Source organism: Aminobacter sp. MET-1, assembly GCF_026521175.1.
Taxonomy (GTDB): domain Bacteria; phylum Pseudomonadota; class Alphaproteobacteria; order Rhizobiales; family Rhizobiaceae; genus Aminobacter.
Genome location: NZ_JAMSHL010000032.1, coordinates 12,853 through 34,499, shown reverse-complemented (window position 1 = coordinate 34,499; position 21,647 = coordinate 12,853). Strand labels below are relative to the sequence as shown.

At 64.7% G+C, this 21,647-nt stretch carries 22 protein-coding genes and 1 tRNA gene; 10 read left to right on the top strand and 13 right to left on the bottom strand.

Annotated elements, in window-relative coordinates:
* Nucleotides 1-94 precede the first annotated feature (94 nt).
* Nucleotides 95-553, bottom strand: coding sequence for a DoxX family membrane protein (locus NDO48_RS27255; RefSeq protein ID WP_018430619.1), 459 nt, complete (start codon nucleotides 551-553; stop codon nucleotides 95-97).
* 202 nt (nucleotides 554-755) lie between these two features.
* Here NDO48_RS27255 and NDO48_RS27250 point away from each other — a divergent pair, with 202 nt between their 5' ends.
* Complete coding sequence (locus NDO48_RS27250) at nucleotides 756-953, top strand: CsbD family protein (protein ID WP_018430620.1); 198 nt, start codon at nucleotides 756-758, stop codon at nucleotides 951-953.
* A 182-nt stretch (nucleotides 954-1,135) separates the two neighbouring features.
* On the opposite strand, the gene NDO48_RS27245 is transcribed toward NDO48_RS27250, so the two are convergent.
* From NDO48_RS27245 to NDO48_RS27220, 6 genes are all read right to left on the bottom strand, one after another.
* On the bottom strand, nucleotides 1,136-1,516 hold the full coding sequence (locus NDO48_RS27245; protein WP_018430621.1) for a hypothetical protein: 381 nt from the start codon (nucleotides 1,514-1,516) through the stop codon (nucleotides 1,136-1,138).
* A 592-nt stretch (nucleotides 1,517-2,108) separates the two neighbouring features.
* The gene (locus NDO48_RS27240; protein WP_018430622.1) at nucleotides 2,109-3,146 is read right to left on the bottom strand and encodes an Ldh family oxidoreductase; all 1,038 of its coding nucleotides are present in this window, start codon (nucleotides 3,144-3,146) and stop codon (nucleotides 2,109-2,111) included.
* Between the two features lie 4 nt (nucleotides 3,147-3,150).
* Entirely contained in the window at nucleotides 3,151-3,960 is an 810-nt protein-coding gene (locus NDO48_RS27235) for an ABC transporter permease (protein ID WP_018430623.1), read from the bottom strand.
* Complete coding sequence (locus tag NDO48_RS27230) at nucleotides 3,957-4,625, bottom strand: ABC transporter permease (protein ID WP_267322754.1); 669 nt, start codon at nucleotides 4,623-4,625, stop codon at nucleotides 3,957-3,959. Before NDO48_RS27230 ends, NDO48_RS27235 begins: the two co-directional genes overlap by 4 nt.
* Nucleotides 4,626-4,922: 297 nt before the next feature.
* Nucleotides 4,923-5,696 carry a transporter substrate-binding domain-containing protein gene (locus tag NDO48_RS27225; RefSeq protein ID WP_018430625.1) on the bottom strand — a complete coding sequence of 258 codons (774 nt, stop codon included), beginning with the start codon at nucleotides 5,694-5,696 and terminating at the stop codon, nucleotides 4,923-4,925.
* 90 nt (nucleotides 5,697-5,786) lie between these two features.
* Nucleotides 5,787-6,599 carry an ABC transporter ATP-binding protein gene (locus NDO48_RS27220; RefSeq protein ID WP_018430626.1) on the bottom strand — a complete coding sequence of 271 codons (813 nt, stop codon included), beginning with the start codon at nucleotides 6,597-6,599 and terminating at the stop codon, nucleotides 5,787-5,789.
* Nucleotides 6,600-6,836: 237 nt separating this feature from the next.
* Between NDO48_RS27220 and NDO48_RS27215 the strand changes: the two genes are divergently transcribed.
* From NDO48_RS27215 to NDO48_RS27205, 3 genes are all read left to right on the top strand, one after another.
* Nucleotides 6,837-7,484 (top strand): TetR family transcriptional regulator C-terminal domain-containing protein, encoded by a 648-nt coding sequence (locus NDO48_RS27215; RefSeq protein ID WP_018430627.1) that lies wholly within the window; start codon nucleotides 6,837-6,839, stop codon nucleotides 7,482-7,484.
* Nucleotides 7,481-9,058, top strand: coding sequence for a 5-guanidino-2-oxopentanoate decarboxylase (locus NDO48_RS27210; protein ID WP_018430628.1), 1,578 nt, complete (start codon nucleotides 7,481-7,483; stop codon nucleotides 9,056-9,058). The genes NDO48_RS27215 and NDO48_RS27210 overlap by 4 nt, the downstream gene beginning before the upstream one ends.
* A 126-nt stretch (nucleotides 9,059-9,184) precedes the next feature.
* Nucleotides 9,185-9,892 (top strand): SDR family NAD(P)-dependent oxidoreductase, encoded by a 708-nt coding sequence (locus NDO48_RS27205; RefSeq protein WP_018430629.1) that lies wholly within the window; start codon nucleotides 9,185-9,187, stop codon nucleotides 9,890-9,892.
* Between the two features lie 60 nt (nucleotides 9,893-9,952).
* On the opposite strand, the gene NDO48_RS27200 is transcribed toward NDO48_RS27205, so the two are convergent.
* The 6 genes from NDO48_RS27200 to aroA form a co-directional block, all read right to left on the bottom strand.
* On the bottom strand, nucleotides 9,953-11,095 hold the full coding sequence (locus NDO48_RS27200; RefSeq protein ID WP_018430630.1) for an alpha/beta hydrolase: 1,143 nt from the start codon (nucleotides 11,093-11,095) through the stop codon (nucleotides 9,953-9,955).
* A 175-nt stretch (nucleotides 11,096-11,270) separates the two neighbouring features.
* Nucleotides 11,271-12,227, bottom strand: a complete 957-nt coding sequence (locus tag NDO48_RS27195; protein WP_018430631.1) for an MBL fold metallo-hydrolase — start codon at nucleotides 12,225-12,227, stop codon at nucleotides 11,271-11,273.
* A 195-nt stretch (nucleotides 12,228-12,422) separates the two neighbouring features.
* On the bottom strand, nucleotides 12,423-14,120 hold the full coding sequence (gene rpsA / locus NDO48_RS27190; RefSeq protein ID WP_018430632.1) for a 30S ribosomal protein S1: 1,698 nt from the start codon (nucleotides 14,118-14,120) through the stop codon (nucleotides 12,423-12,425).
* A 170-nt stretch (nucleotides 14,121-14,290) separates the two neighbouring features.
* A complete protein-coding gene (gene cmk, locus NDO48_RS27185; RefSeq protein ID WP_026227728.1) occupies nucleotides 14,291-14,929 on the bottom strand; it encodes a (d)CMP kinase in 639 nt (212 codons plus the stop codon).
* A 16-nt stretch (nucleotides 14,930-14,945) separates the two neighbouring features.
* Entirely contained in the window at nucleotides 14,946-15,647 is a 702-nt protein-coding gene (locus NDO48_RS27180; RefSeq protein ID WP_026227729.1) for an SDR family oxidoreductase, read from the bottom strand.
* 39 nt (nucleotides 15,648-15,686) lie between these two features.
* Nucleotides 15,687-17,039 (bottom strand): 3-phosphoshikimate 1-carboxyvinyltransferase, encoded by a 1,353-nt coding sequence (aroA, locus tag NDO48_RS27175; RefSeq protein WP_018430635.1) that lies wholly within the window; start codon nucleotides 17,037-17,039, stop codon nucleotides 15,687-15,689.
* Between the two features lie 195 nt (nucleotides 17,040-17,234).
* On the opposite strand from aroA, the gene NDO48_RS27170 reads away from it, so the two are divergent.
* The 6 genes from NDO48_RS27170 (at nucleotide 17,235) to NDO48_RS27145 (ending at nucleotide 21,642) form a co-directional block, all read left to right on the top strand.
* Nucleotides 17,235-17,624, top strand: coding sequence for a TIGR02300 family protein (locus NDO48_RS27170; protein WP_018430636.1), 390 nt, complete (start codon nucleotides 17,235-17,237; stop codon nucleotides 17,622-17,624).
* Between the two features lie 149 nt (nucleotides 17,625-17,773).
* Nucleotides 17,774-17,849: transfer RNA gene (locus NDO48_RS27165), tRNA-Ala, on the top strand.
* A gap of 290 nt (nucleotides 17,850-18,139) precedes the next feature.
* Nucleotides 18,140-19,234 (top strand): transporter substrate-binding protein, encoded by a 1,095-nt coding sequence (locus tag NDO48_RS27160; protein ID WP_018430637.1) that lies wholly within the window; start codon nucleotides 18,140-18,142, stop codon nucleotides 19,232-19,234.
* Nucleotides 19,231-19,836: an ANTAR domain-containing response regulator gene (locus NDO48_RS27155; protein WP_018430638.1), complete on the top strand. Its 606-nt coding sequence runs from the start codon at nucleotides 19,231-19,233 to the stop codon at nucleotides 19,834-19,836. The genes NDO48_RS27160 and NDO48_RS27155 overlap by 4 nt, the downstream gene beginning before the upstream one ends.
* Complete coding sequence (locus NDO48_RS27150; RefSeq protein ID WP_026227730.1) at nucleotides 19,814-20,725, top strand: ABC transporter permease; 912 nt, start codon at nucleotides 19,814-19,816, stop codon at nucleotides 20,723-20,725. The genes NDO48_RS27155 and NDO48_RS27150 overlap by 23 nt, the downstream gene beginning before the upstream one ends.
* On the top strand, nucleotides 20,722-21,642 hold the full coding sequence (locus NDO48_RS27145; RefSeq protein WP_018430640.1) for an ABC transporter permease: 921 nt from the start codon (nucleotides 20,722-20,724) through the stop codon (nucleotides 21,640-21,642). Before NDO48_RS27150 ends, NDO48_RS27145 begins: the two co-directional genes overlap by 4 nt.
* Nucleotides 21,643-21,647: the final 5 nt, after the last annotated feature.

Below are 21,647 nucleotides of genomic sequence, written 5' to 3'. Positions count from 1 at the left end.
CAAAAAAGGCAATCATTGTGCGACCGCTCGGAACTGCCCGCGCCGATCTGGCGCGGGCTGGTGGATCGCCTTGGGAGGCAATCGGCAAGCTTGTCTAGAATTCGCGTCCGATGCGGGCGTCGACGGAGTGGCGGTTGCCGCCGCGGATGACAAAAAACAGGAAGATAGCGGCCCACAGAAGCGACTTCTCCGCGCCCTGATAGCCCTGGCCCATGGTGACCCAATGGAACCAGACGGTGACCAGAAGAACGAACATGGCAGCGAAGGATGCCGGCCGGGTGAACAGGCCGATTGCGATCAGGATGCCACCGAAGAATTCGGTCGCGGACAACAGCAGCGACCAGAAGGCGCCGGGGTGAAAGCCGAGGCTCTCGACCATGCCGGCGGCGCCGAACGGGTCGACGATTTTGGTTGCGCCATGGGTGACGAGAGCAAGGCCGGCGACGACGCGCAGGATAGTCTCGGCGCTGTCGCTGAGGTTGGCATAGAGCCCGCCGAGTGCGGGGATGAAAAGACGGCGGCCGGAATTTTCGGTCGTCAGGGTCAAAGGCATGTCTCCTGGTGGGGGCGATGCTTGTTTGGATATTGCAATGCACCAACGCCCGACCGGTAGCTTCACGGTCAAGTCAACAAGGTTTGAAGATAATATGATTAACATACTCATATTTTAAGAAAATTCGGAACCCGACCGGCATTGAGGCGTTCCCCAATCAGTGCGGCATGCCAGTCGTGCCTATCCCGAAAGGAGAAAAGCGATGAATTGGAACCAGATCGAAGGCAATTGGGAGCAGTTCAAGGGCAAGGTTCAGAGCCATTGGGGCAAGCTCACCGACGACGATCTCGATGTCATCAAAGGCAAGCGCCGCGAACTCGCCGGCCGGCTCCAGGCACGCTACGGCAAGGCCCAGGACGAGGCCGAGAAGGAAATCGACAGCTGGCTGTCGCGGCATTAGCCAAGAACGAGATGCGGCGGGCCAAACGGCCCACGAGGACGAAGCCCCGCTTTTGGCGGGGCTTTTTCTTTGCCACAACCTGGGCGGGAGAAGGCAGAAAACCCCGCACGGGGGGCGGGGTTTTCCGGATGGCCACGATGCGGGCGACCGACGCCGCGGTCAGGCCGTCGCCCGGTACGGCATCAGGAGGGCTCCCAGCAGGTTCTGCCGCCCCAGCCCTGTTGACCCGACATCGTGCCACCTGCGGCCTTGCAGTCCTGGACGAACTTCTTGTTGCAGTCCGGGAACCTGCTTGAGCTGTTCTTGCAATATTTATCTTCGGTCGCGCCGCTGCCGCCGGAGGTCTTGTTGCCACCCGAAGGCTTGTCGCCGCCACCGCCGGGCTTGTCCGAGAAGTCGCCGGGGCCGGAGGGCTTGTCATTGCCGGGCTTGTCGGCGAGGTCGCTCGGGCCTGACGGCCTGTCGCCGCCGCTCGGTCCGGCCGAAATGCTGCCGGCATTGGCGCTGCCGATGGCGCCGGCAAGGAGAAGCACTGCAGTGAGGATGGTGATCTTGGTCTTCATGACTATTCCCTTTTCGAGGTTGCGTTTCGGGGGCGCGGAAACCTTGTTTCCACGTCGGAACGTCGTTTCGTTTTCGGGTTCCCCCCGGGGTTGATCGGGCAAGCTCACCTCGCCCTGGACATGGCTAGGTCGCAGCGGCCGGGGGAAAGGTTCAAAAGGGGGCGAAGATTTTTTGAAGTGCGTTTGCGCGGGTGATTTTCAGCTGCGGCAGGGGCCTGTTTCTGGACCGTTGCTGAGGTGGCAAAGTCACGGCATGGATCCCCGACGCTCTCCGCTCGCTGTCGCTCGCTCACGAGGTCGAGGATGACGGTGATGCGGCGGTTGCTCGCCAATCGCCAAGCGTTCAGACAGGTGGACGTGCTCAGACCAGATCAGACAGCGGGATGTTCTCAGATCAGTTGGGTCGGCCCTCTTGGCCTTATCAGACCGCTTCCGGTTGGCAGGCGCCCCCTCCAGCCGTCATCCTCGTGCCCGTAGCGGCGTGAGCCGCGAAGGGTCACGGGGGTCCATGCCGTGACCTCGCAACTGTCGCGACGGACCAGGAAGTTGTTGCAGCCGGTCGAGTGCCCGACTTGGCGCGCGACGAGGCCGGTCAGCTCGCGTTGCGCGCCGAAAACTCCGCAATGCGGGCGTGAACGGCCGTCGGCACCGTGATTCCCTCCACCTCGGAACGAGCCCGTGCCGCAGCTTTCGCCGGGCCGGGGATGTGCACGCCGAAGCTGCCGGACAGTCGGCCGAGCTGCTCGCGCATGCGGCTTTCGAAACCGGGATCGAACAGTTTGGGGTCGAGGGCGACGATGAACAGTCCGGTGCCCGGGGTCTGGTCGCCCACGGTGATCGACGGCGCATCGATGGACCAGTTGGCGCCGGAAACGCCGGCAGCCAACACCTCGACCATCAGCGCGACATTGGCGCCGCGCGCGCCGCCGAAGGCAAGCAGCACGCCCTTCATCGCCTTTTTGGCGTCGGTGGTGGGCTTGCCCTTGGCGTCGAGCGCCCAGCCCTCGGGGATTTCCTCGCCCGATTGCGCCGCCTGGCGCACGTTGACGAAGGCGGTTGCGCTCGACGATTGGTCGATGACCAGCGGCGGCCCGTCGGCGGCAGGTGCCGCTAGCGACATCGGGTTGGTGCAGTAGACCGGCTTGATCGAGCCGGAGCCGGCGACGAGCGCCGGGCCGTTGGTGGCTGCGATCGCCACAAGCCCCGCCTCGGCGAGGCGGCCGGTGAAATAACCGAGCGCGCCGCAGGTATAGGCGTTCTTCTGGGCAAAGACCGTGACGCCGAACAACCGCGCTGCCTTGGCGATCTCGTCGAAGCTGCGGTCGAACGCTGTGTGGGCGGCACCGCCCTGCGCATCGGCGAGATAGATCGCCAGTGCCGGACGGCTGACGATGGGCTCGATCTTGCCGTCGATGCGGCCGGCCTCGAGCGATTCCAGGTAATCGATATAATGCGACAGGCCGACGCTTGCCTGGCCGTCGGCCTCCGCGGCGACTGCCGCAAGCGCGATCGAGCTTGCCGTTTCCTTGCTGGCTCCGGCTCCGATGGCGGCGGAGATGCAGAGCGCTCGGGCTTCGTCGAGACTGAGCGTGACGGTCTCGAGCTTGGTCTCGGACTTGGTGGCGGTCATGAGGCTATCCCAGTCTGGCCGGAATCCTCGCCTCCAGCTTGCGGAACGCAAAGACGAGGATACCGGTGATGATGAGGTAGACGAGCGCCAACAGCAACAGCGGCTCGTAGACGATGAAGGTGTCCTGGCGAATGCGCGAGGCCACCGCATAGATGTCGATGACGGTGATCGTGGCGACCAGCGGCGTCGCCTTGAGCTGGAGCACGGTTTCGCCGGCAAGGGTCGGCAGGGCACGATGGATGGCCTGCGGCAGCCAGATGCGGCGGAAGCGTTTCCATGGGCTCATTCCGAAGGCGCGGGCGGCTTCGAGCTGCCCTCTCGGCACGCCGGCAAAGGCGCCGCGCATCACCTCGCCTTCATAGGCGGCATAGGACAAGGTCAGCGACAGCACCGCGTAGGGCCATGCCTGTCTCAGGATCGGCCATAGCTCCGACTGCCGGATCCACGGATATTGCGGAAACAGCGAGCCCAGCCCGTAATAGAGCAGCCAGAGCTGAAGCAGCAACGGCGTGCCGCGGATGATCGTGCAGAAGGCCTTGGCCGGCCACGCCAGCCAGAATGGGCCGGCGGCCTGGGCGAGCCCCAGTGGCACGGCCAGCATGAAGCCGAGCACCACCGTCACGACGAGGATCCAGAGCGTGCGCCAGATGCCGGCCGCGGCCATGCCGAGATAGTTGGGCAACCACTCCCAGCGCATGAACAGGGCGGCGCAGAGCACCAGCGCCGCCGCAATGGCGATGAGCACGATGCGGTGCGGTTGCAGCCATGCCGAGCGGGCGGCGAGCGGCTGATCGGCGGGGGCTAGCGCGCTCATCGGCCGGCCTCCGCGACAGGCGGCATGCCGCGACGGGCCCAGCGTTCGATGCGGCCGATGATGACGTTGGAAAACAGCGTCAGCATCAGATAGAGCGCACCCGCAGCGACATAGAAGGTGAAATAGTATTTGGTGGTCGCGGCCGCCTGCCGGGTTTCCTGGGTGAGCTCATTGAAGCCTACGACGGCGAGAAGGGCCGTGTCCTTGGTGGCGATGAGCCAGAGATTGGCGAGGCCGGGAATGGCGAAGGGCAGCATGGCGGGCAGGGTGATGCGCCTCAGCATCTTGCCAGGAGACATGCCATAGGCGCGCGCCGCCTCGACCTGGCCCTGCGGTATCGACAGGATGGCGCCGCGGATGACTTCGGTGGCGTAGGCGCCCTGGACGACGCCCAGCACGCCGATGCCGGCGCCAAGGCCCGATATGTCGATGGCCGGGTAGCCGAACTGCTCGAGCGCGCGGTTGATGAGGTCGGTGCCGGCATAATAGAGCAGGAGGATCAACACCAGCTCGGGCACGGCGCGCACGATGGTGGTGTAGACCTCCAGCAGGTCACGAACGACAGGCCCGCCGTAAAGCTTGCCCCAGGCGCCCGATATGCCGATGGCGAGGCCGAGCCCGAAGGCACCCACCGCGATCTGGATCGAGTTGGCCAGGCCGCGCAAGAGATTGCCGCCCCAGCCGGGCGGGGAGATCGACAGCAGCTCGACCGTCGCGGACTGCAGCAGCGGGTTCAGCAGATGCTCGATGTCCAGTGTCCTTTGGAGTGCCGCGGAGAACGAAGTTCCTCGCCCCTTGTGGGGAGAGGCCAGAAGCGGGGGTGAGCGGCGCGAAATCGGTGCCTGACGACCCCCGCCCTTTATCCCTCCCCGCAGGGGGGAGGGAGGTCGCTGGCGCTGTGCCTCACGTCGACGTTGCGGCCGATCCGGCGCTGGCGCAAGACCAGATCGGCGCGCGGTCGCTCACTTGCCGTAGATGTCAAAGTCAAAATATTTCTTGGCAATTTCGGCATATTTGCCGCTGTCGCGCAGCGACTTGATGGCGGCGTTGAACTTGTTCTTGAGCTCGGTATCGCCCTGGCGCAGACCGACACCGACGCCCGGTCCGAGCACTTCGACGTCTTCCGCAACCTCGCCCTTGAAGTCGCAGCAGGCCTTGCCCTGGTCGGAGGCGAGGAAGGTCTTGAGCGACAGCGAATCCGCTTGCACCGCGTCGACGCGGCCGGCGGCGAGGTCGGACTGGGCCTCGTCCTGGGTCTGGTAGATCTTGATCTCGGAGGCGGTGTCGCCGAAATGTTTCTTGGCGTAGGCCTCGTGGATGGTCGAGACCTGCACGCCGATGACCTTGCCCTTCAACCCCTCCGGCGTGGCGTCGAACTTGGCGTCCTTGGCGCCGATGATGCCGGCCGGGGTGTTGTAGTACTTGTCCGAGAAGTCGATCGACTTCTTGCGCTCGTCGGTGATCGACATCGAGTTGATGATGGCGTCGATCTTCTTCGAGTTGAGCGCCGGGATCAGGCCGTCCCACGCCGTCATGGTGACGGTGCATTCGAGCTTGGCTTCGGCGCAGAGCGCGTCGATCATGTCCATTTCCCAGCCGCCCCATTTGCCGGAGGCGTCGGGCGACGCGAAGGGCGGATAGGGTTCGGGCGCCATGCCGACCTTGATGGCCTCGGCGCTGGCGCCGGCTGCGCTCAGGCCAAGGGCCAGAGCGGCGATCGCAAGCAGTGTTTTCATGCTGTCTCTCCCGTTGTTTTTCCGGATTTTCCCCTGATTTCGTCCGCTACCTGGATTTTCGCATGGTCCTTTCCGTTCCGGGGGCGTGCGCTAGCCAATGCTGCGGATGAACTGCTTGAGGCGCTCCGATTTCGGCGCGCCGAAAATCTGTTCGGGCGGTCCTTCCTCCTCGACCTGCCCGTTCCACAGATAGATCACGTGGGTAGCCACCTCGCGGGCGAACTTCATCTCATGCGTCACCAGCACCATGGTGCGGCCTTCGCGGGCGAGGTCGCCGATGACCTTGAGCACCTCGCCGACCAGCTCCGGATCGAGTGCCGAGGTCGGCTCGTCGAACAGCATGACGCGTGGCTGGATGGCGAGCGCACGGGCAATGGCCGCGCGCTGCTGCTGGCCACCGGACAGGAAGGCTGGATAGACGTCGCGCTTTTCGGCCAGGCCGACGCGGGCGAGCAGCCGCTCGGCCTCGGCAATGGCGTCCGCGCGCTTGATGCCCAGCACATGCACCGGCACCTCGATGACGTTTTCCAAAAGCGTCATGTGGCTCCACAGGTTGAAGCTCTGGAACACCATGCCGAGGCGCGAGCGGATGCGCTCGATCTGGCGCCGGTCGGCAGGGATGCTGTCGCCATGCGCCATCTTCTTGAGGCGGATCTCCTCGCCATTGACGCGGATGATGCCGCTTGTCGGGTTTTCGAGGCAGTTGATGCAGCGCAGCAGTGTCGACTTGCCCGAGCCAGAGCCGCCGATGATCGCCACCACCTCGCCGTCGCGGGCCGACAGCGACACGCCCTTCAGCACGTGAAGCTGGCCGAACTTCTTGTGCAGGTTTTCGACATGGATGGCTTCGGCGGCGATGCCGTGTGACAGTGCGGGGCGTTCGGCTGCATCGACCGCAGCCATCAGCACTGGCCTCGGCGCGTGAACGTTTTCCTGTCAGCTAGCAATCGGCTGCTCATGGTCGCGTCGCGATGTTCCCCTGGGCGGTGAGCATGGACCTTTCAGCCTTGCGGCGTCAACGGCATCGGTTCCCGCGCTCTTTTGTGAGCCCATTACGGCACTTGCCGCGTTGTTATGCAAGTGTATAAATATCCGCGAAGCCGGTTTCGGCCAATTTTTCCGAACCAAGAGAAGGTGGGCATGGCAGTCGCCGCGCGGAGAAAATTCCGCCGAGAAGGCGAGGAACGCCGGCGTCAGGACCTGATCGAGGCGACGCTGGACTGCGTCGCCGAAAACGGGCTCCAAGGCGCGACCGTCAGGGCCATTGCCCTACGCGCAGGCGTCACTGCAGGGCTGATAAGGCACTATTTCCCCGGCAAGGAAGAGCTGCTGCAGGCGGCCTACGCAACCATGATGGGGCGGATGACCGAGCTCGCCAAGACCGCGCTGGCGACGGTGGAGCAGGAGCCGAAGCTGCGGCTTGCGGCCTTCGTCGCGGCGAGCCTGGAGGCGCCTGTCGTTGACGCCAGGACTTTTTCGCTCTGGGCGAGCTTCATCGGCCGGGCTGGGTCTGATGCCGGCCTGGGGGCTGCCCACCGCGCCGGTTATCTCGGCTTCCGCGACGAGGTCGAGGCACTGGTCGCCGCAGTGCTCCATGGTTCGGGCCGGCCAGTCGATGCGGGTGAGCTGCGCCGCCATGCCATCGCCATCAACGCCATCATCGACGGCCTCTGGGTAGAGGGCTGCCTGGCAGGCGACATGTTCGCCCATGGCGAGCTCGCCGAGATCGGCGTCGGCTCGGTCGAGGCGATGCTGGGCCTGAAACTGCGTGAAAGGGAGGCTGCATGACGACGATTGGCGAGGCGCTGATAGGATTGCTTGAGGCGCATGGCGTCGACACGGTGTTCGGCATCCCCGGCGTGCACACGATCGAGCTCTACCGAGGCCTGGCGCGCTCGAAGATCTGCCATGTCACGCCGCGCCACGAGCAGGGCGCCGGCTTCATGGCGGATGGTTATGCCCGCGCTTCGGGCCGGCCGGGCGTTGCCTTCGTCATCACCGGGCCGGGGCTCACCAACACCATCACCGCCATGGCGCAAGCGCGTGCCGATTCGGTGCCAATGCTGGTCATCTCGGGCGTCAATGCGCAGCCGTCGCTGGGCAAGGGGCTCGGCTTCCTGCACGAGTTGCCCGACCAGCGCGGCATGATGGAAAAGGTGGCGCTGTCGTCGCGCCGCATCACGGCGGCTGAAGAGCTGCCCGCGGCAATCGCCGAAGCCTTCGAGATATTCGAAACGATGCGGCCGGGACCGGTGCATATCGAGATTCCGCTCGATGTCATGCCGTTGCCCGCCGATGGCATCAGGCCGCTGCCCAAGCGCGCCATCGCCCGGGTGCCCGGCGAGGCAGCGATATCAGAAGCGGCGGCGCTGGTCGCAAAGGCGCGCCGGCCGCTGATCCTTGCCGGCGGCGGTGCACGGCGGGCGGAAGCCGAGCTTCTGGCACTGGCCGAGGCGCTCGACGCGCCCGTGGTGACCACGGCCAACGGGCGCGGACTGCTCTACGGCCATCCGCTCAATGTGCCGGCGAGCCCGAGCCTCAAGGCGGTCAGGGCGCTGATGCTGGATGCCGATCTCGTCATTGCGGTGGGTACCGAATTCGGGCCCACCGACTACGACATGTATGGCGACGGCGGCCTTGTGGTTCCCCCTAATCTTGTCCGTCTGGACATCGACGCCGACCAACTGGCAAGGCGGCCGGGGACGGTTGCGATCCACGCCGATGCCGCTGCTGCCCTTGCCATGCTGACGGCGAGGCTTGGCGAGGCACTTCGCGACGCCGACGGCGCGGCGCGGGCGGCTGCCACGCGCGAGGCGGCGTGGCAGGAAATCGGCGAGGCGATGCGCGGGCAGGTGAGGGTGGTGGAAATGATCCGCGATGCCCTGCCGGGCGCGATCATCGTCGGCGATTCCACCCAGCCGGTTTATGCCGCCAACCTCTATTACGATCACGACCGGCCGGGCGGCTGGTTCAACGCTGCGACAGGTTTCGGCGCGCTCGGCTTCGGCCCGCCAGCGGCGATAGGCGCCGCACTGGCCGTCCCTGATGTCCCCGTGGTCTGCCTCAGCGGCGACGGTGGGTTCCAGTTCACCATGCCGGAACTGGGAGCAGCACTCGACGCCGCAGCACCCGTCATCTTCGTCGTCTGGAACAACCGTGGCTATCGCGAGATCGAGACCTCGATGCTGGATGCCGGCGTCGAGCCGGTCGGCGTGTCGCCGGCGCCGCCGGACTTTGCCCTCATCGCGCGGGCCTATGGGCTTCAGGCCGAGCGCCTGCAGGATGCCAGCGTCCTTGGCGATGCGTTGCAGAAGGCACGCTCGACGGGAAAATCCTGTCTGATAGAAATTGCCGTAGAGTAGGCCGCGCGTCGCGGCCATGCATTTTGCAGCCAGGTGGTCGCGCCCGGCCCTGCATAGATGCGGCCATAGCAAAGAAAAGGAACGGCGGTCCGGATCAGCTCCGACGTCCGTTCCAGGGAGTTGGACATGACGAATAGCTTCGAAGGCCGGCACGTGGTTGTATCGGGCGCCACCGGTGCGCTGGGTGCCGCCGTTGCCAGGCATCTGCTCAAGGAAGGTGCCATCTGCCACTTGCCGATCAGCCGGCCGAAAGCGCCCGATGGGTTCGAATTTTCAGGCACTGACCGCGTGCATGTCATCACCGGTGTCGACCTGACCGACGCCAAGGCCGTGGACGCCTTCTACGATGCCATCCCGGGCCTCTGGGCTTCCATCCATGCGGCCGGCGGCTTCGACATGGGCGCGATCGAAAGTGTCGATCCCGACCAGTTCGACCAGATGATGGACATCAACGCCAAGACCGCCTTCCTGTGCTGCCGGGCGGCGGCCAGGGGCATGGTCGCCGGCAAGTCCGGCGGCCGCATCGTCAATGTCTCGGCGCGTGCCGGCATCGAGCCGCGCAAGGGCGGCGGCACGGCTGCCTACACGGCGAGCAAGGCTGCGGTTGCGGCGCTGACGGTGGTGCTGGCCGAGGAACTGAAGGGCGCCGACATACTGGTCAACGCCGTGGCGCCGTCGATCCTCGACACCAAAGCGAACCGCGACGGCATGCCCAAGGCCGATTTCGCCAAATGGGTCAGCCTTGAAGCGGCGGCCGCTGCAATCGCGCAGCTTGCCTCGCCGGCCAATCTTGTCACCAGTGGTGTCGTGGCACCGATCTACGGACGAGCGTAAGGGCCTGCGGGACAGTCAGCCCGCCGCGACCGGGATCGCCTTTGGCCAGTCCCGCTGCGCCTACTGTGTCAAAAGCCCGCCATTCGGTACGCCCAGAAGCCTCGCCGGCAGGTAGATGACCAGCGACGCCGCACCTTTGATGACCTGGCCGCCGTCGGCCAGGATCGTCTCCGCAGGTGCGCCTTCGCCCCGGTCAGTGATGTCCTTGGTCAAGCCGCCCTTCGACGTCAGCGCCATCAGTGTCGGCGAACTGGCGAAGACGCCATGGGTGCCGCCGTCGAGATTGGATGTGTCGAGCACGGTGATGTTCTCGGCCTGAAGGGCGGCGACATCGGCACCGCTGCCGACGCGCGGGTGGCCACCGGTCAGCCCGCCCGACAGGTTCAGCGCCTTGTCGCGCTTCGACACCAGGATCATGAACGGGTTGGGCAGGTCGTCGATGTCGCGCAGCTGGCTCTGGAACACGTCGAGGTCGATGTCGGGCGCGGCCAGCACGAGACCGTTGATGCGGGCGATGTATTTGTCGCGGCCGCTGAGCGACAGGCTGCGCAGCGCTTCCATCACCACATAGCTGCCCATCGAATGTCCGACCAGCACGATGCGCTTGGCCTTGGTGCGCGCGGCGATCTCGATTGTGTCGGCGAGACCGTCGCGGCTGTAGGCGGCGCTGTCGCGGTCATAGACGTAGAGCGGCAGCGAGCCGGCCGATGGCCAGGCATAATGCAGCGCCACCGACTTGACCTTGTAGTCATGGACGATCTGGGCGTTGCGGAAGATGCTGTCGGCGAAGTTGTTGTTATAGCCGTGCACGAAGATGAAGATCTCGCGCTCGTCGGGCGGGCGGCGCATCAGGTCGGCGTCGAGCGCTGCGACGAACTGTGCCTTGTCGTCATAAGGCAGGAAGGTGCGGGCGACGAAATTGCGCGCCGGATTGGGTGAGCGGCCGGTGCTTTCGACCTCGCCGGCGACATGGGTCTTGGGAATGCCGATCTCGAACTTGGCGAAGTTGAGCTGCTTGGCGCGCTCGGCCGAATAGGGCAGCGACAGGTTGTCCGAGCGGGCCCGCATGGTCGAGACATAGATCGGCACGACGGCGGCCGATTCGCCTTCCTTGCCATCGCCGAGGCCGAGCACGGCACGGCCGCCGCAGCCCGACACGACCAGCAACACCAGAACAAACGTCAGAAAACGCAATTTGGGCATGGTCGGGCTCTGAACGCGGGCAGCAAGTCCGCGATTTAAGAGCAGCAATTGCCCGTTGCGGCAACCGCGCAGGCATCCGCGCGACCGTCGGCCGATGAATTCTGCTTTCGCCCTGAAGCATTCCGGCATCACTCATGGCCTTTCCGGCGTGCCGGGCAGGCCATGAGGCATCGATTCAGCTTGCGGCTACATAGGCATAACCGGTGCCCTGCTTCTCGGCATAGCCGATGCCGGGATAGGGCCAGTGGAAGCCGAGCATCTTGATCTTGTCCGTGGCGGCCCGGTCGAGAAACGTCTTGCGGGTCTGGATCGCCAGGTCGGGAATGGTGTCGAAGCCGAAGCGCCATTCGGGATGCGGAAAGGCGATCGGAACCGCAACGACGGCGTCGCCGACGATGATCAGCGTTTCCTTACCGGGCACCTCGAACGAGACGTGGCCGGGTGTATGGCCGGGCGTGTCGACCACCTTGATGCCGGCATGGACCTCGTCGCCGGGCTTGAACATGGTCACCTTGTCCTTCACCGCCGTCAGGTTCTTCTGCGCGCCGGTGACGAAGGGCTGCATGGCCTCGGGCACCTTCTTGATGAGGTCCTTGTCCATCCAGAAATTCCATTCCGCCGCAGCCGTGTAGTAGGCGGCCTTGGGGAAGGTGAGGTTGTCGCCCGCGCCGAGCGTTCCCCAGATGTGGTCAGGGTGCGCGTGGGTGAACACCACCTTGGTGATGCTGTCCGGCTTTATGCCCGCCATATCGAGATTAGCCACCAGTTTTCCAGCCGTGGGCTGGAAGTTCGGACCGGACCCGGTATCGAACAGGATCGTCTCATCGCCCGCCTTGACCAGCGTGACGTTCGTGTCGGGCTTGACCTCCGTGCCGGTGACACCGGCGTCTTCCAGAAGCTTCTTGAGTGCGTCGGGCGGGGCGTCGGGCGCGAGGATGCTGGTCGGAAACACCAGGTGGCCGTCACTCACCACAATGATGTCGAGGGTGCCCTGCTTGAAGCTGTACGGCCCGGCGAGCGCGAGCGCCCTGGATGGCAGGGCGCCGACAGCGACAAGAGCGGCTGCGGCCGTGAGAAAACGCCGGCGGTCGAGAGTGACGAAGGCTGGACGCGAAGTGTCAGATCCGTTCATGACGTGGCCCTCCTTTGGAGGCTGACGGCCCGTCCGCCAAAGAATTATAGCGGCTAGAGGAGGCGCCGAGAACCGGTCGGCGACCTCGTGGGCAATTTGTGATCGACCAGGGCTGTGGACCTCGTCTTCGCTCCCAAGAAAAAACCCCGCCGGATCGCTCCAGCGGGGTTTTCGATTTTTGCTTGAAGCCTTGGCTTAGTTGCCGCGGTTCTTCAGGGCCGCGCCCAGGATGTCGCCGAGCGAAGCGCCGGAGTCGGTCGAGCCGTACTGAGCGACTGCTTCCTTCTCTTCAGCGATTTCCAGCGCCTTGATCGAGACCTGCAGCTTGCGGGTCTTCTTGTCGAAGGCGATGATGCGGGCGTCAACCTTCTGGCCGACGACGAAGCGCTCGGGGCGCTGCTCGTCGCGGTCACGCGACAGGTCCGAACGCTTGATGAAGGTCTCGATGCCGCTCTCGACGAGACGAACGTCGAGGCCACCGTCCTTGATCGCGAGCACTTCGCAGGTGACGACGGCGTTCTTGCGCAGTTCGCCCGAAGTCGCGGCTTCGCCGACCGAATCCTTGCCGAGCTGCTTGATGCCGAGCGAGATGCGCTCCTTGTCGATGTCGACGTCGAGAACCTGAGCCTTGACCATGTCGCCACGGTTGTACTCTTCAATGACCTGCTCGCCCGGACGGTTCCAGTCGAGATCGGACAGGTGCACCATGCCGTCGACGTCGCCGTCGAGGCCGATGAACAGGCCGAATTCGGTCTTGTTCTTGACTTCGCCTTCGACCTGCGAACCAACCGGGTGGTTACGGGCGAAAGCTTCCCACGGATTCTCGAGCGTCTGCTTGAGGCCGAGCGAGATGCGGCGCTTTGCCGGATCCACTTCGAGCACGACCACGTCGACCTGCTGGGTGGTCGACAGGATCTTGCCGGGGTGCACGTTCTTCTTGGTCCACGACATTTCCGAAACGTGGATGAGGCCTTCGATGCCCGGCTCGAGCTCGACGAACGCACCGTAGTCGGTGATGTTCGTGACGGTGCCGGTGATCTTCTTGCCGATCGGGAACTTGGTGCCGATATCCGACCACGGATCCGACTCGAGCTGCTTCATGCCGAGCGAGATACGGTGGGTTTCCTGGTTGATGCGGATGATCTGCACCTTGACCGACTGACCGATGTTGAGGATTTCGGTTGGGTGGTTGACGCGGCGCCAGGCCATGTCGGTGACGTGCAGCAGGCCGTCGATGCCGCCGAGGTCAACGAACGCACCGTAGTCGGTGATGTTCTTGACCACGCCCTCGACGACCTGACCCTCTTCGAGGTTCTGGACGATCTCGGAGCGCTGCTCTGCACGGCTCTCTTCGAGAACGGTACGGCGCGACACGACGATGTTGCCACGACGGCGATCCATCTTGAGGATCTCGAAGGGCTGCGGGTTGTGCATGAGCGGGGTGACGTCGCGGATCGGACGGATGTCGACCTGCGAACGCGGCAGGAAGGCAACGGCGCCGTCGAGATCGACGGTGAAGCCACCCTTGACCTGGTTGAAGATGACGCCTTCGACGCGCTCACCCTTGTTGAACTTCTCTTCGAGCTTGACCCAGCTCTCTTCGCGGCGAGCCTTGTCGCGCGACAGCATGGCTTCGCCAAGCGCGTTTTCGATGCGCTCGACATAGACCTCGACGGTGTCGCCGACCTTGAGCGAGCCGTCCTTGGCCTTGGCGCCGAATTCCTTCAGCGGCACGCGACCTTCGACCTTCAGGCCGACGTCGATGATGGCCATGTCTTTTTCAATGGCCGTAACGATGCCCTTGACGACCTGGCCTTCGCCCGAGTGACCGTCCGAGAAGGACTCTTCGAGCAGGCTCGCGAAATCGTCGCGGGAGGGATTAGCTTGTGACATTGGATCTCCTGGTGCGTCCCGCCTTGCGGGAGCGGCGCCGTGGGTTAGCGTTGCGTTGGCCTGCCAGCATCCCGGGCCAAAGGCCCTTGGCCGCCCAAAGCGGCAAATCGGCGCAAGAAGAATGCGGACAGGTCGGCTAAGTGGCGAAACCCGGGGGCTTCAGCCTATTCTCAGCTGCTGAGGACCCGATCTACGATGTCCCTGGCTGCGGAAAACGCGGCTTCTATATCCATTTCTGACGTATCGAGCAAGTGCGCGTCGTCGGCAGGCCGTAAAGGCGAATCGCTGCGGCCGGTGTCGCGCTCGTCGCGGCGCTGGATGTCGGCGAGGATGCCGCCGAAATCGCCCGTGCCGCCATTGGCCTCGATCTCGGCGAGGCGGCGCTGGGCCCGGACCTCGGCGCTGGCGGTGACATAGAGTTTCACGTCGGCATCGGGGCAGACCACCGTGCCGATGTCGCGGCCATCGAGGACGGCGCCCTGCGGCGCCCGGGCGAATTCACGCTGCTTTTCGACCAGGATCTTCCGCACTCCGGGAAACACCGCCACCTTGGAAGCGGCTTCGCCGACCGCATGCGCCGACAGCACCTTGCGGTCGAGGCTGGTCAGGTCGACCTGGCGTGCCGCCGTTTCGGCCGCCGAGACATTGTCGAGCGGCAGGCCGTGGCTGATGAGCGCATGGGCGACAGCGCGATACGTCAGGCCGGTGTCGAGAAGCGCCAGATGATAATAATCGGCCAGGCGCCGGGCGAGCGTGCCCTTGCCGGCGCCCGCCGGGCCGTCGATGGCGATGGTGATGGACAAAGGCATGGTTGGCGCGGTTCGTTCAGACGCCGCGCATCAGGCCGCCATCGACCTTCAGGCTCTGGCCGGTGATGTAGGCAGCGCCTTCCGAGGCGAGGAAGGCGATGGTCGCGGCGATCTCGGCCGAGGTGCCATAGCGCTGCATCGGCACGCCGTCGCGACGCTCGTCGGTCTGCGGCAGGCTGTCTATCCAGCCCGGCAGCACGTTGTTCATGCGCACATTGTGCTGGGCGTACTGGTCGGCGAACAGCTTGGTGTAGGCGGCGAGGCCGGCTCGGGCCACGGCCGACGTGGGGAACATCGCCGCCGGTTCGCCGACCCAAGCGGTCGAGATGTTGACGATGGCGCCGCCCTTCTGGGCAACCATGATTGGTGCAACGAGGCGCGTCGCGCGCACAACATTCATGAAATAGACGTCGATGCCGGTGTGCCATTGCTCGTCGGTGATCTCGAGCAGCGGCGCGCGCGGACCATGGCCGGCGCCGTTGACCAGTGCGTCGATGCGGCCCCACCTTGCCATAGTCAGGTCGACGAAGCGCTTGAGGTCGTCGTTCGACTGGTTGGAGCCGGTGAAGCCGAGCCCGCCGAGCTCCTTTGCCAGCGCTTCGCCCTTGCCCGACGAGGACAGGACGGCGACGGAATAGCCGTCCGCTGCCAGCTTGCGCGCCGCCGCAGCCCCCATGCCGCTGCCACCACCGACGATCATCGCTACTTTGTCAGACATGCTGTGCTCCTTTGAGTGGATGCGTCAAACAAAAATACGTCAGACAGCGCCCTGGTCGATATCGGCGCCCAGATCGGCCATGAGGCCCATGAACTCCGGGAAGCTGGTGGCAATCATCGCCTGGTCGTCGACGGTGATAGGCCGTTCGGAAGCCAGGCCCATGACGAGGAAGCTCATGGCGATGCGGTGGTCGAGATGGGTCTTGACGGTGCCGCCGCCGAGGCCCTTGCCGCCGGGCACGCCACGGACGGACAGCGTCGCCTCGCCCTCGGTGCAGTCGACGCCATTGGCTTCGAGGCCGCGGGCGACGGCAGCGAGGCGGTCGGATTCCTTGACGCGCAGCTCTTCCAGCCCCTGCATCAGCGTTTCGCCCTCGGCGAAGCAGGCAGCGACCGCAAGCACGGGATATTCGTCGATCATCGACGGGGCGCGTTCGGCAGGCACTTTGACGCCCTTGAGTTCCGAGCCGCGCACCCTGAGGTCGGCGACGTCTTCGCCGCCGGCGTTGCGGCGGTTGAGGATCTCGATCGAGCCGCCCATCTCGATCAGTGTGGTGATCAGGCCGGTGCGGGTCGGGTTCATCAGCACGTTTTCGATGGTGACATCGGAGCCCGGCACGATCAGTGCTGCCACCAGCGGGAACCCTGCCGAGGACGGATCGCCCGGAACGGCGATGATCTGGCCGGTGAGCTTGCCCTGGCCTTCGATGAAGATGTGGCGCACGCCCTGCTCGTCCGTCTGCACCTCGATGTTGGCGCCAAAACCCTTGAGCATCTTTTCGGTGTGGTCACGCGTCATCACCGGCTCGATGACGGTGGTGATACCGGGCGTGTTGAGGCCGGCGAGCAGCACCGCCGACTTCACCTGCGCCGAGGCCATCGGCACGCGATAGGTGATGGGAGCTGCCTGGCGCGGGCCGCGCAGCTTGAGCGGCATGCGGTCGCCGGGGGCGGCGTCTATGACCTGCACGCCCATCTGGCGCAGCGGATCGAGCACGCGGCCCATCGGCCGGCCCGACAGCGAGGCGTCGCCAATGAAGGTGGTTTCCATGTCGTAGGTGCCGACAAGGCCCATCGTCAGGCGCGAACCGGTGCCGGCATTGCCGAAGTCGAGCGGCGCTTCAGCCTGCAAGAGCGCGCCGTTGCCGGTGCCCTTGATGACCCATTCGTCGCCGCGCTTCTCGATATGCGCGCCCATCGCCTTCATCGCGTCGCCGGTACGCATCACGTCTTCGCCTTCGAGCAGGCCGGTGATGCGGGTCTCGCCGGAGGCCAGGCCGCCAAACATGAACGAGCGGTGCGAGATCGACTTGTCGCCCGGCACGCGGGCGGTACCGGACAAGGATTGAGACTTCCGGGCGACGGCCGGCTTCGGCTCGACGTTGTGCGACATGATGGTTCCTCGTGCGGAAAGCCCGGCTCGGGGCCTTCCCGATGATTGCGGCGGTGTCGTAGCATCGATTGCCGTAGCGGTCATCCCCCTTGCGCCCCAAGCCTTTGGGGCTCGCGAGGCGATATGGGATTTGGCTTTGACAGCGCCACGAACTGCGGTTAATGGGACCGAAAAGCGAAGAAAACGAGGCCTGACGTGGCAAAACCCGAACTTGGCACTAAGCGTGTCGACCCGGAAACGGGCCGTAAATTCTACGATCTGAACAAGGACCCGATCGTCTCGCCCTATACCGGCAAGACCTATGCGCGCTCCTATTTCGACGACGGCAAGATTTCGGCCCTCCTTGAGGAAGAAGAGGAAGTCGAAGCCAAGGAGCTTGATTCGGAAGACGAAGGCGCTGAGGTCGTGTCCCTGGAGGACGCTGACGAAGAGGCCAAGGGCGGCGACGACCTGCCGGATCTCGACGATGACGACGATGTCGACCTGGGCGACGATGACGATGATACCTTCCTCGCTGACGAGGAAGAGGAAGACGACGACGTCTCCGACATGATTGGCGTCGGCGACGACGAAGACGACATCTGATCGTCACTTGTTCGAAATCGAAAAAAGGTTTCGAACAAGGCTTGCCAAGGGCAGAATGCGGCGCTAGAAGCCGCCCAACAAACACGGCGCGGGTCACCAAATCCGCGCCATCCTCTTCGCCGGAAACGGCGCCGGCTAATGCCGGGTGTGGGGCCATAGCTCAGTTGGGAGAGCGCTTGAATGGCATTCAAGAGGTCGTCGGTTCGATTCCGATTGGCTCCACCAAATTTCCTCTAGTTTTCTAGAACGACCGAAACGAAAGCGGCCCCTGAAGGCCGCTTTGTCGTTTTAGGCTTGGCTTTGCCGTCGAATGATTCGGGCTCCCGTCAAGGCTGCGCCCACTAGTGGCGCGTTGCTGTTCCGGCATGCCCGGCGCTGCCATATTGACACAGGCCTGAGACGCGTTAGGCTGAGTGCAGATACCGGCCTTGGAAGCCGGAGGGCAAACGTGCCTCGTGAGCTCCGCCTAACCAGCGGCTGCCGCGGGGCATTTTTTATTTTTGGGGGATGTCTGCTTGAAGCGGCGCGTCGACATCGGCGTTCTGTTCTCTCGATCCGGGAGCTACAGGCTCGTCTCGGAATCGTGCCTGCGCGGCACGATGCGCGCGATATCGGAGATCAATGCCGATTCTTCTTCCCCCATCATGCTCAACGCCATCGAGCGAGACCCGCAGGGCAATGCCGACCGATACGCGCAGCTCTGCGAGGAGGTGCTTGCCACCACTGATGCCCGCCACATCGTCGGCTGTGTCACCTCGTCCAGCCGCAAGGAGACCATCCCCGTTCTGGAGAAGGCGGGCGGCACGCTGTGGTACTCCTGCCCCTATGAGGGTTTCGAGGCCAACGAGCATGTCGTCTACATGCATGCCTGCCCGAACCAGCAGTTGGTGCCGCTGCTCGGCCACGTCGTTCCCCGCTTCGGCGGCAACGGTTTCCTGCTCGGCTCCAACTACATCTGGGGCTGGGAAACCAATCGCATCGCGCGCGATCTCATTGCCGATGCCGGCGGCAAGGTGCTGGGCGAGCGTTATCTGCCTATCGGCGAGGCCGACGTCGGCCGCCTGATCGACGAGATTCGTGTAACGCGGCCGAGTTTTGTCCTCAACAACCTGATCGGCACGTCGTCCTACGCTTTCTTCCAGGCCTATGCGGCGCTGGGGCGCGCGGACGGCTACTTCCTGCCGGAACGCTGTCCGCTCCTGTCGTGCAATCTCACCGAATGTGAGCTGCCGGCCATCGGCCTGGCCGGGCGCGGGCACTTGTCGGTCGGTCCGTACTTCGACACCGGCAGCGACGCGGCGCAGTCCTCCTTCGAAGCCTCTGCCTATGCCTCGATCATGATTCTGGGCCGGCTGCTGGCGGAGAAGCCTGATCTGGGTTTCGCCGATCTGCCGCGTGCTTTCGCGGGCGCGCGCTTCGATACGCCGCTGGGCAGGATCGCGATCGACCCCAGCACCCAGCACGCCACCCTGCCGGTCGTCATCGGCCGTATCGCCGGGGAGCGCTTCGACACGGTCGAACGCATCGAGGCTGTCGCGCCCGATCCCTATCTCTCGCGCTACGATCGCGCTGCCGCGTTTGGCCGGCCGGCGCTGAAGGTGGTGTCATGAGCCGCGGGTCGCGAATCCCCAACCTCGGCGGCGCGCAGGCCGCCATCCTCCACCGTCCGCATCCGACTGTTGCGGCCATCGTCCGCCAACTCGCCGCGATCGGGCTCGTCGCCAACGATTATTGGCCCGCCCTGCCGGCGGAAGCGCTTGGCGCTGACTTCGTCTTCTTCGATGTCGACCCGGGCTTCGACCAGCAGTTTCCTTGGAAGCCGGGTGAAGCCCCCATGCCGATCATCGCGCTGATCGGATCCGAGGCCCCTGGTCGCATCGAGTGGGCGCTGTCGCACAAGGCCGACGCCCAGATGGTGAAGCCGATCGGCAATGCCGGCGTCTATTCGGCGTTGCTGATCGCCCGGCAGGCTTTTGATGCGCGCCAGGCACAGGCCGCCGAGATCGCCGCACTTCGGGCACGGGCGTCGGAACGCCAGACCGTGGTGCGCGCCGTGTCGCTGCTGGCCGAGCAGGGTATCGACGACGAGCGCGCCTATGGGCAGCTGCGCAAGCTGGCAATGAGCTGGCAGGTGCCGATCGAACAGGCTGCGCAACGTGTTCTGGCCATGGCAAAACGAGACTTGAGCAATGACCGCACCAGCCGGGCCTGAGACATTGGGCGCCGTCGCGCCGGCTGCCAGCCGACCCCGGTCGGGATGGTGGCTGCTGCTGCTCAGGCGGAAGCTGGCCCTTGCCGGCCTCGCTCTCATCGTTGTGGTGGTGGGCGGCGCGATCTTCGCGCCCTGGCTCGCCGGCTACGATCCGAACGAACAGATGTTCGACGGACTGACGCTCGAGGGCGCGCCCTTGCCTCCAAGCGCGCAATTCTGGCTGGGCACGGACCTGCTCGGCAGGGATCTGTTTTCGCGCATCCTTTACGGCGCGCGGACCTCGCTCATCATCGGCATCGTCGCCAATGGCGCGGCACTGCTGATCGGAACGCTGGTCGGCATCACCGCCGGCTACTTCAGGGGATGGGTTGGCAACGCGCTGATGCGCTTCACCGACCTGATGATGGCGTTTCCGGCGCTGCTGCTCGCCATCTGCCTGGCCGCGGTGTTCCAGCCGAGCCTGTGGATCGTGGCGCTGGTCATCGCGCTGGTGAATTGGGTGCAGACCGCGCGCATCGTCTTCACCGAAACCAGTTCGCTGGCGGAGCGTGAATTCATCGACGCGGAACGCACCATCGGCGCATCGACTTCGCGCATCCTGTTTCGCCACATCCTGCCGCACCTGATGCCGACGATCATCGTGTGGGGAACGCTCGGCATCTCGACCACGGTGCTGCTCGAGGCGACGCTGTCCTATCTCGGCATCGGCGTGCAGCCGCCGACGGCCTCCTGGGGCAACATCATCTTCGAAAACCAGACCTATTTTCAGGCTGCCCCCTGGCTGGTGTTCTTTCCCGGGGCGGCGATCCTGGCACTGGCGCTCGCCTTCAATCTTGTCGGCGATGCACTGCGCGACATCCTCGACCCGACGCAGAGGGGGCGCGCATGATCGCCTACATCGCGCGCCGGCTGGTGCAGGCCTTCTTCCTTCTGATCGGCGTTTCGTTGATCACCTTCATTATCCTCTATCTGCTGCCCGCCGATCCGGTCAGGCAGATCGCCGGACGCAGCGCCACGCCCGCGACCGTCGAAAGCATTCGCCAGCAGCTCGGCCTCGACCAGCCCTTTGTCGTGCAATACTGGCGCTATCTGACCAATCTGCTGTCGGGAGATCTTGGCCGGTCGTACCTGCAGCGCTCTGAGGTCAGCACGCTGATCGCCTCGCGCCTGCCCGCCAGCTTGCTCTTGATGGTGGGCGCGATAGCTTGCGAGGTGGTGATCGGCTCGATCATGGGCATGGTGGCAGCCGTTCGTCGCGGCAGCGCCACCGACCAGTCGCTGATGGTCGCCTCCTTCATCGGCGTATCGGCGCCGCAGTTCGTGGTCGGCCTGCTTTTGCTCTATGTCTTTGCCGTAAAGCTCAGCTGGTTTCCGATCGGCGGCTACGGCACGTGGCAGCACCTCGTCCTGCCGTCGCTGACGCTCGGTCTTCTTGGCGCCGGCTGGTACTCGCGCATGATGCGCTCGTCGATGATCGACGTGCTGCGCCAGGACTACATCCGTACGGCGAGGGCCAAGGGCCTGAAGGCGCGCGCGGTCCTGTTCGGCCATGCATTGCCCAACGCGGTTCTGCCGATCATTGCCATGATCGGCATCGACATCGGCCTGTTCATGAGCGGCATCGTCGTGGTCGAAAGCGTCTTCGGCTGGCCGGGCATCGGCCAGCTTGCTTGGCAGGCCATCCAGCGCGTCGACATCCCGATCATCATGGGCGTCACCATCGTCTCGGCCTGCGCCATCATCATCGGAAATCTTCTGGCCGACCTGGTCGCGCCGTTCATCGATCCCCGCATCAAGCTGCGGTGACATTG

Excerpts from the sequence above, each read along its gene's own strand:
- NDO48_RS27255 (WP_018430619.1), bottom strand. The coding sequence starts at position 553 with ATGCCTTTGACCCTGACGACCGAAAATTCCGGCCGCCGTCTTTTCATC.
- NDO48_RS27250 (WP_018430620.1), top strand. The coding sequence starts at position 756 with ATGAATTGGAACCAGATCGAAGGCAATTGGGAGCAGTTCAAGGGCAAG.
- NDO48_RS27245 (WP_018430621.1), bottom strand. The coding sequence starts at position 1,516 with ATGAAGACCAAGATCACCATCCTCACTGCAGTGCTTCTCCTTGCCGGC.
- NDO48_RS27240 (WP_018430622.1), bottom strand. The coding sequence starts at position 3,146 with ATGACCGCCACCAAGTCCGAGACCAAGCTCGAGACCGTCACGCTCAGT.
- NDO48_RS27235 (WP_018430623.1), bottom strand. The coding sequence starts at position 3,960 with ATGAGCGCGCTAGCCCCCGCCGATCAGCCGCTCGCCGCCCGCTCGGCA.
- NDO48_RS27225 (WP_018430625.1), bottom strand. The coding sequence starts at position 5,696 with ATGAAAACACTGCTTGCGATCGCCGCTCTGGCCCTTGGCCTGAGCGCA.
- NDO48_RS27220 (WP_018430626.1), bottom strand. The coding sequence starts at position 6,599 with ATGGCTGCGGTCGATGCAGCCGAACGCCCCGCACTGTCACACGGCATC.
- NDO48_RS27215 (WP_018430627.1), top strand. The coding sequence starts at position 6,837 with ATGGCAGTCGCCGCGCGGAGAAAATTCCGCCGAGAAGGCGAGGAACGC.
- NDO48_RS27210 (WP_018430628.1), top strand. The coding sequence starts at position 7,481 with ATGACGACGATTGGCGAGGCGCTGATAGGATTGCTTGAGGCGCATGGC.
- NDO48_RS27205 (WP_018430629.1), top strand. The coding sequence starts at position 9,185 with ATGACGAATAGCTTCGAAGGCCGGCACGTGGTTGTATCGGGCGCCACC.
- NDO48_RS27200 (WP_018430630.1), bottom strand. The coding sequence starts at position 11,095 with ATGCCCAAATTGCGTTTTCTGACGTTTGTTCTGGTGTTGCTGGTCGTG.
- NDO48_RS27195 (WP_018430631.1), bottom strand. The coding sequence starts at position 12,227 with ATGAACGGATCTGACACTTCGCGTCCAGCCTTCGTCACTCTCGACCGC.
- rpsA (WP_018430632.1), bottom strand. The coding sequence starts at position 14,120 with ATGTCACAAGCTAATCCCTCCCGCGACGATTTCGCGAGCCTGCTCGAA.
- cmk (WP_026227728.1), bottom strand. The coding sequence starts at position 14,929 with ATGCCTTTGTCCATCACCATCGCCATCGACGGCCCGGCGGGCGCCGGC.
- NDO48_RS27180 (WP_026227729.1), bottom strand. The coding sequence starts at position 15,647 with ATGTCTGACAAAGTAGCGATGATCGTCGGTGGTGGCAGCGGCATGGGG.
- aroA (WP_018430635.1), bottom strand. The coding sequence starts at position 17,039 with ATGTCGCACAACGTCGAGCCGAAGCCGGCCGTCGCCCGGAAGTCTCAA.
- NDO48_RS27155 (WP_018430638.1), top strand. The coding sequence starts at position 19,231 with ATGAGCCGCGGGTCGCGAATCCCCAACCTCGGCGGCGCGCAGGCCGCC.
- NDO48_RS27150 (WP_026227730.1), top strand. The coding sequence starts at position 19,814 with ATGACCGCACCAGCCGGGCCTGAGACATTGGGCGCCGTCGCGCCGGCT.
- NDO48_RS27145 (WP_018430640.1), top strand. The coding sequence starts at position 20,722 with ATGATCGCCTACATCGCGCGCCGGCTGGTGCAGGCCTTCTTCCTTCTG.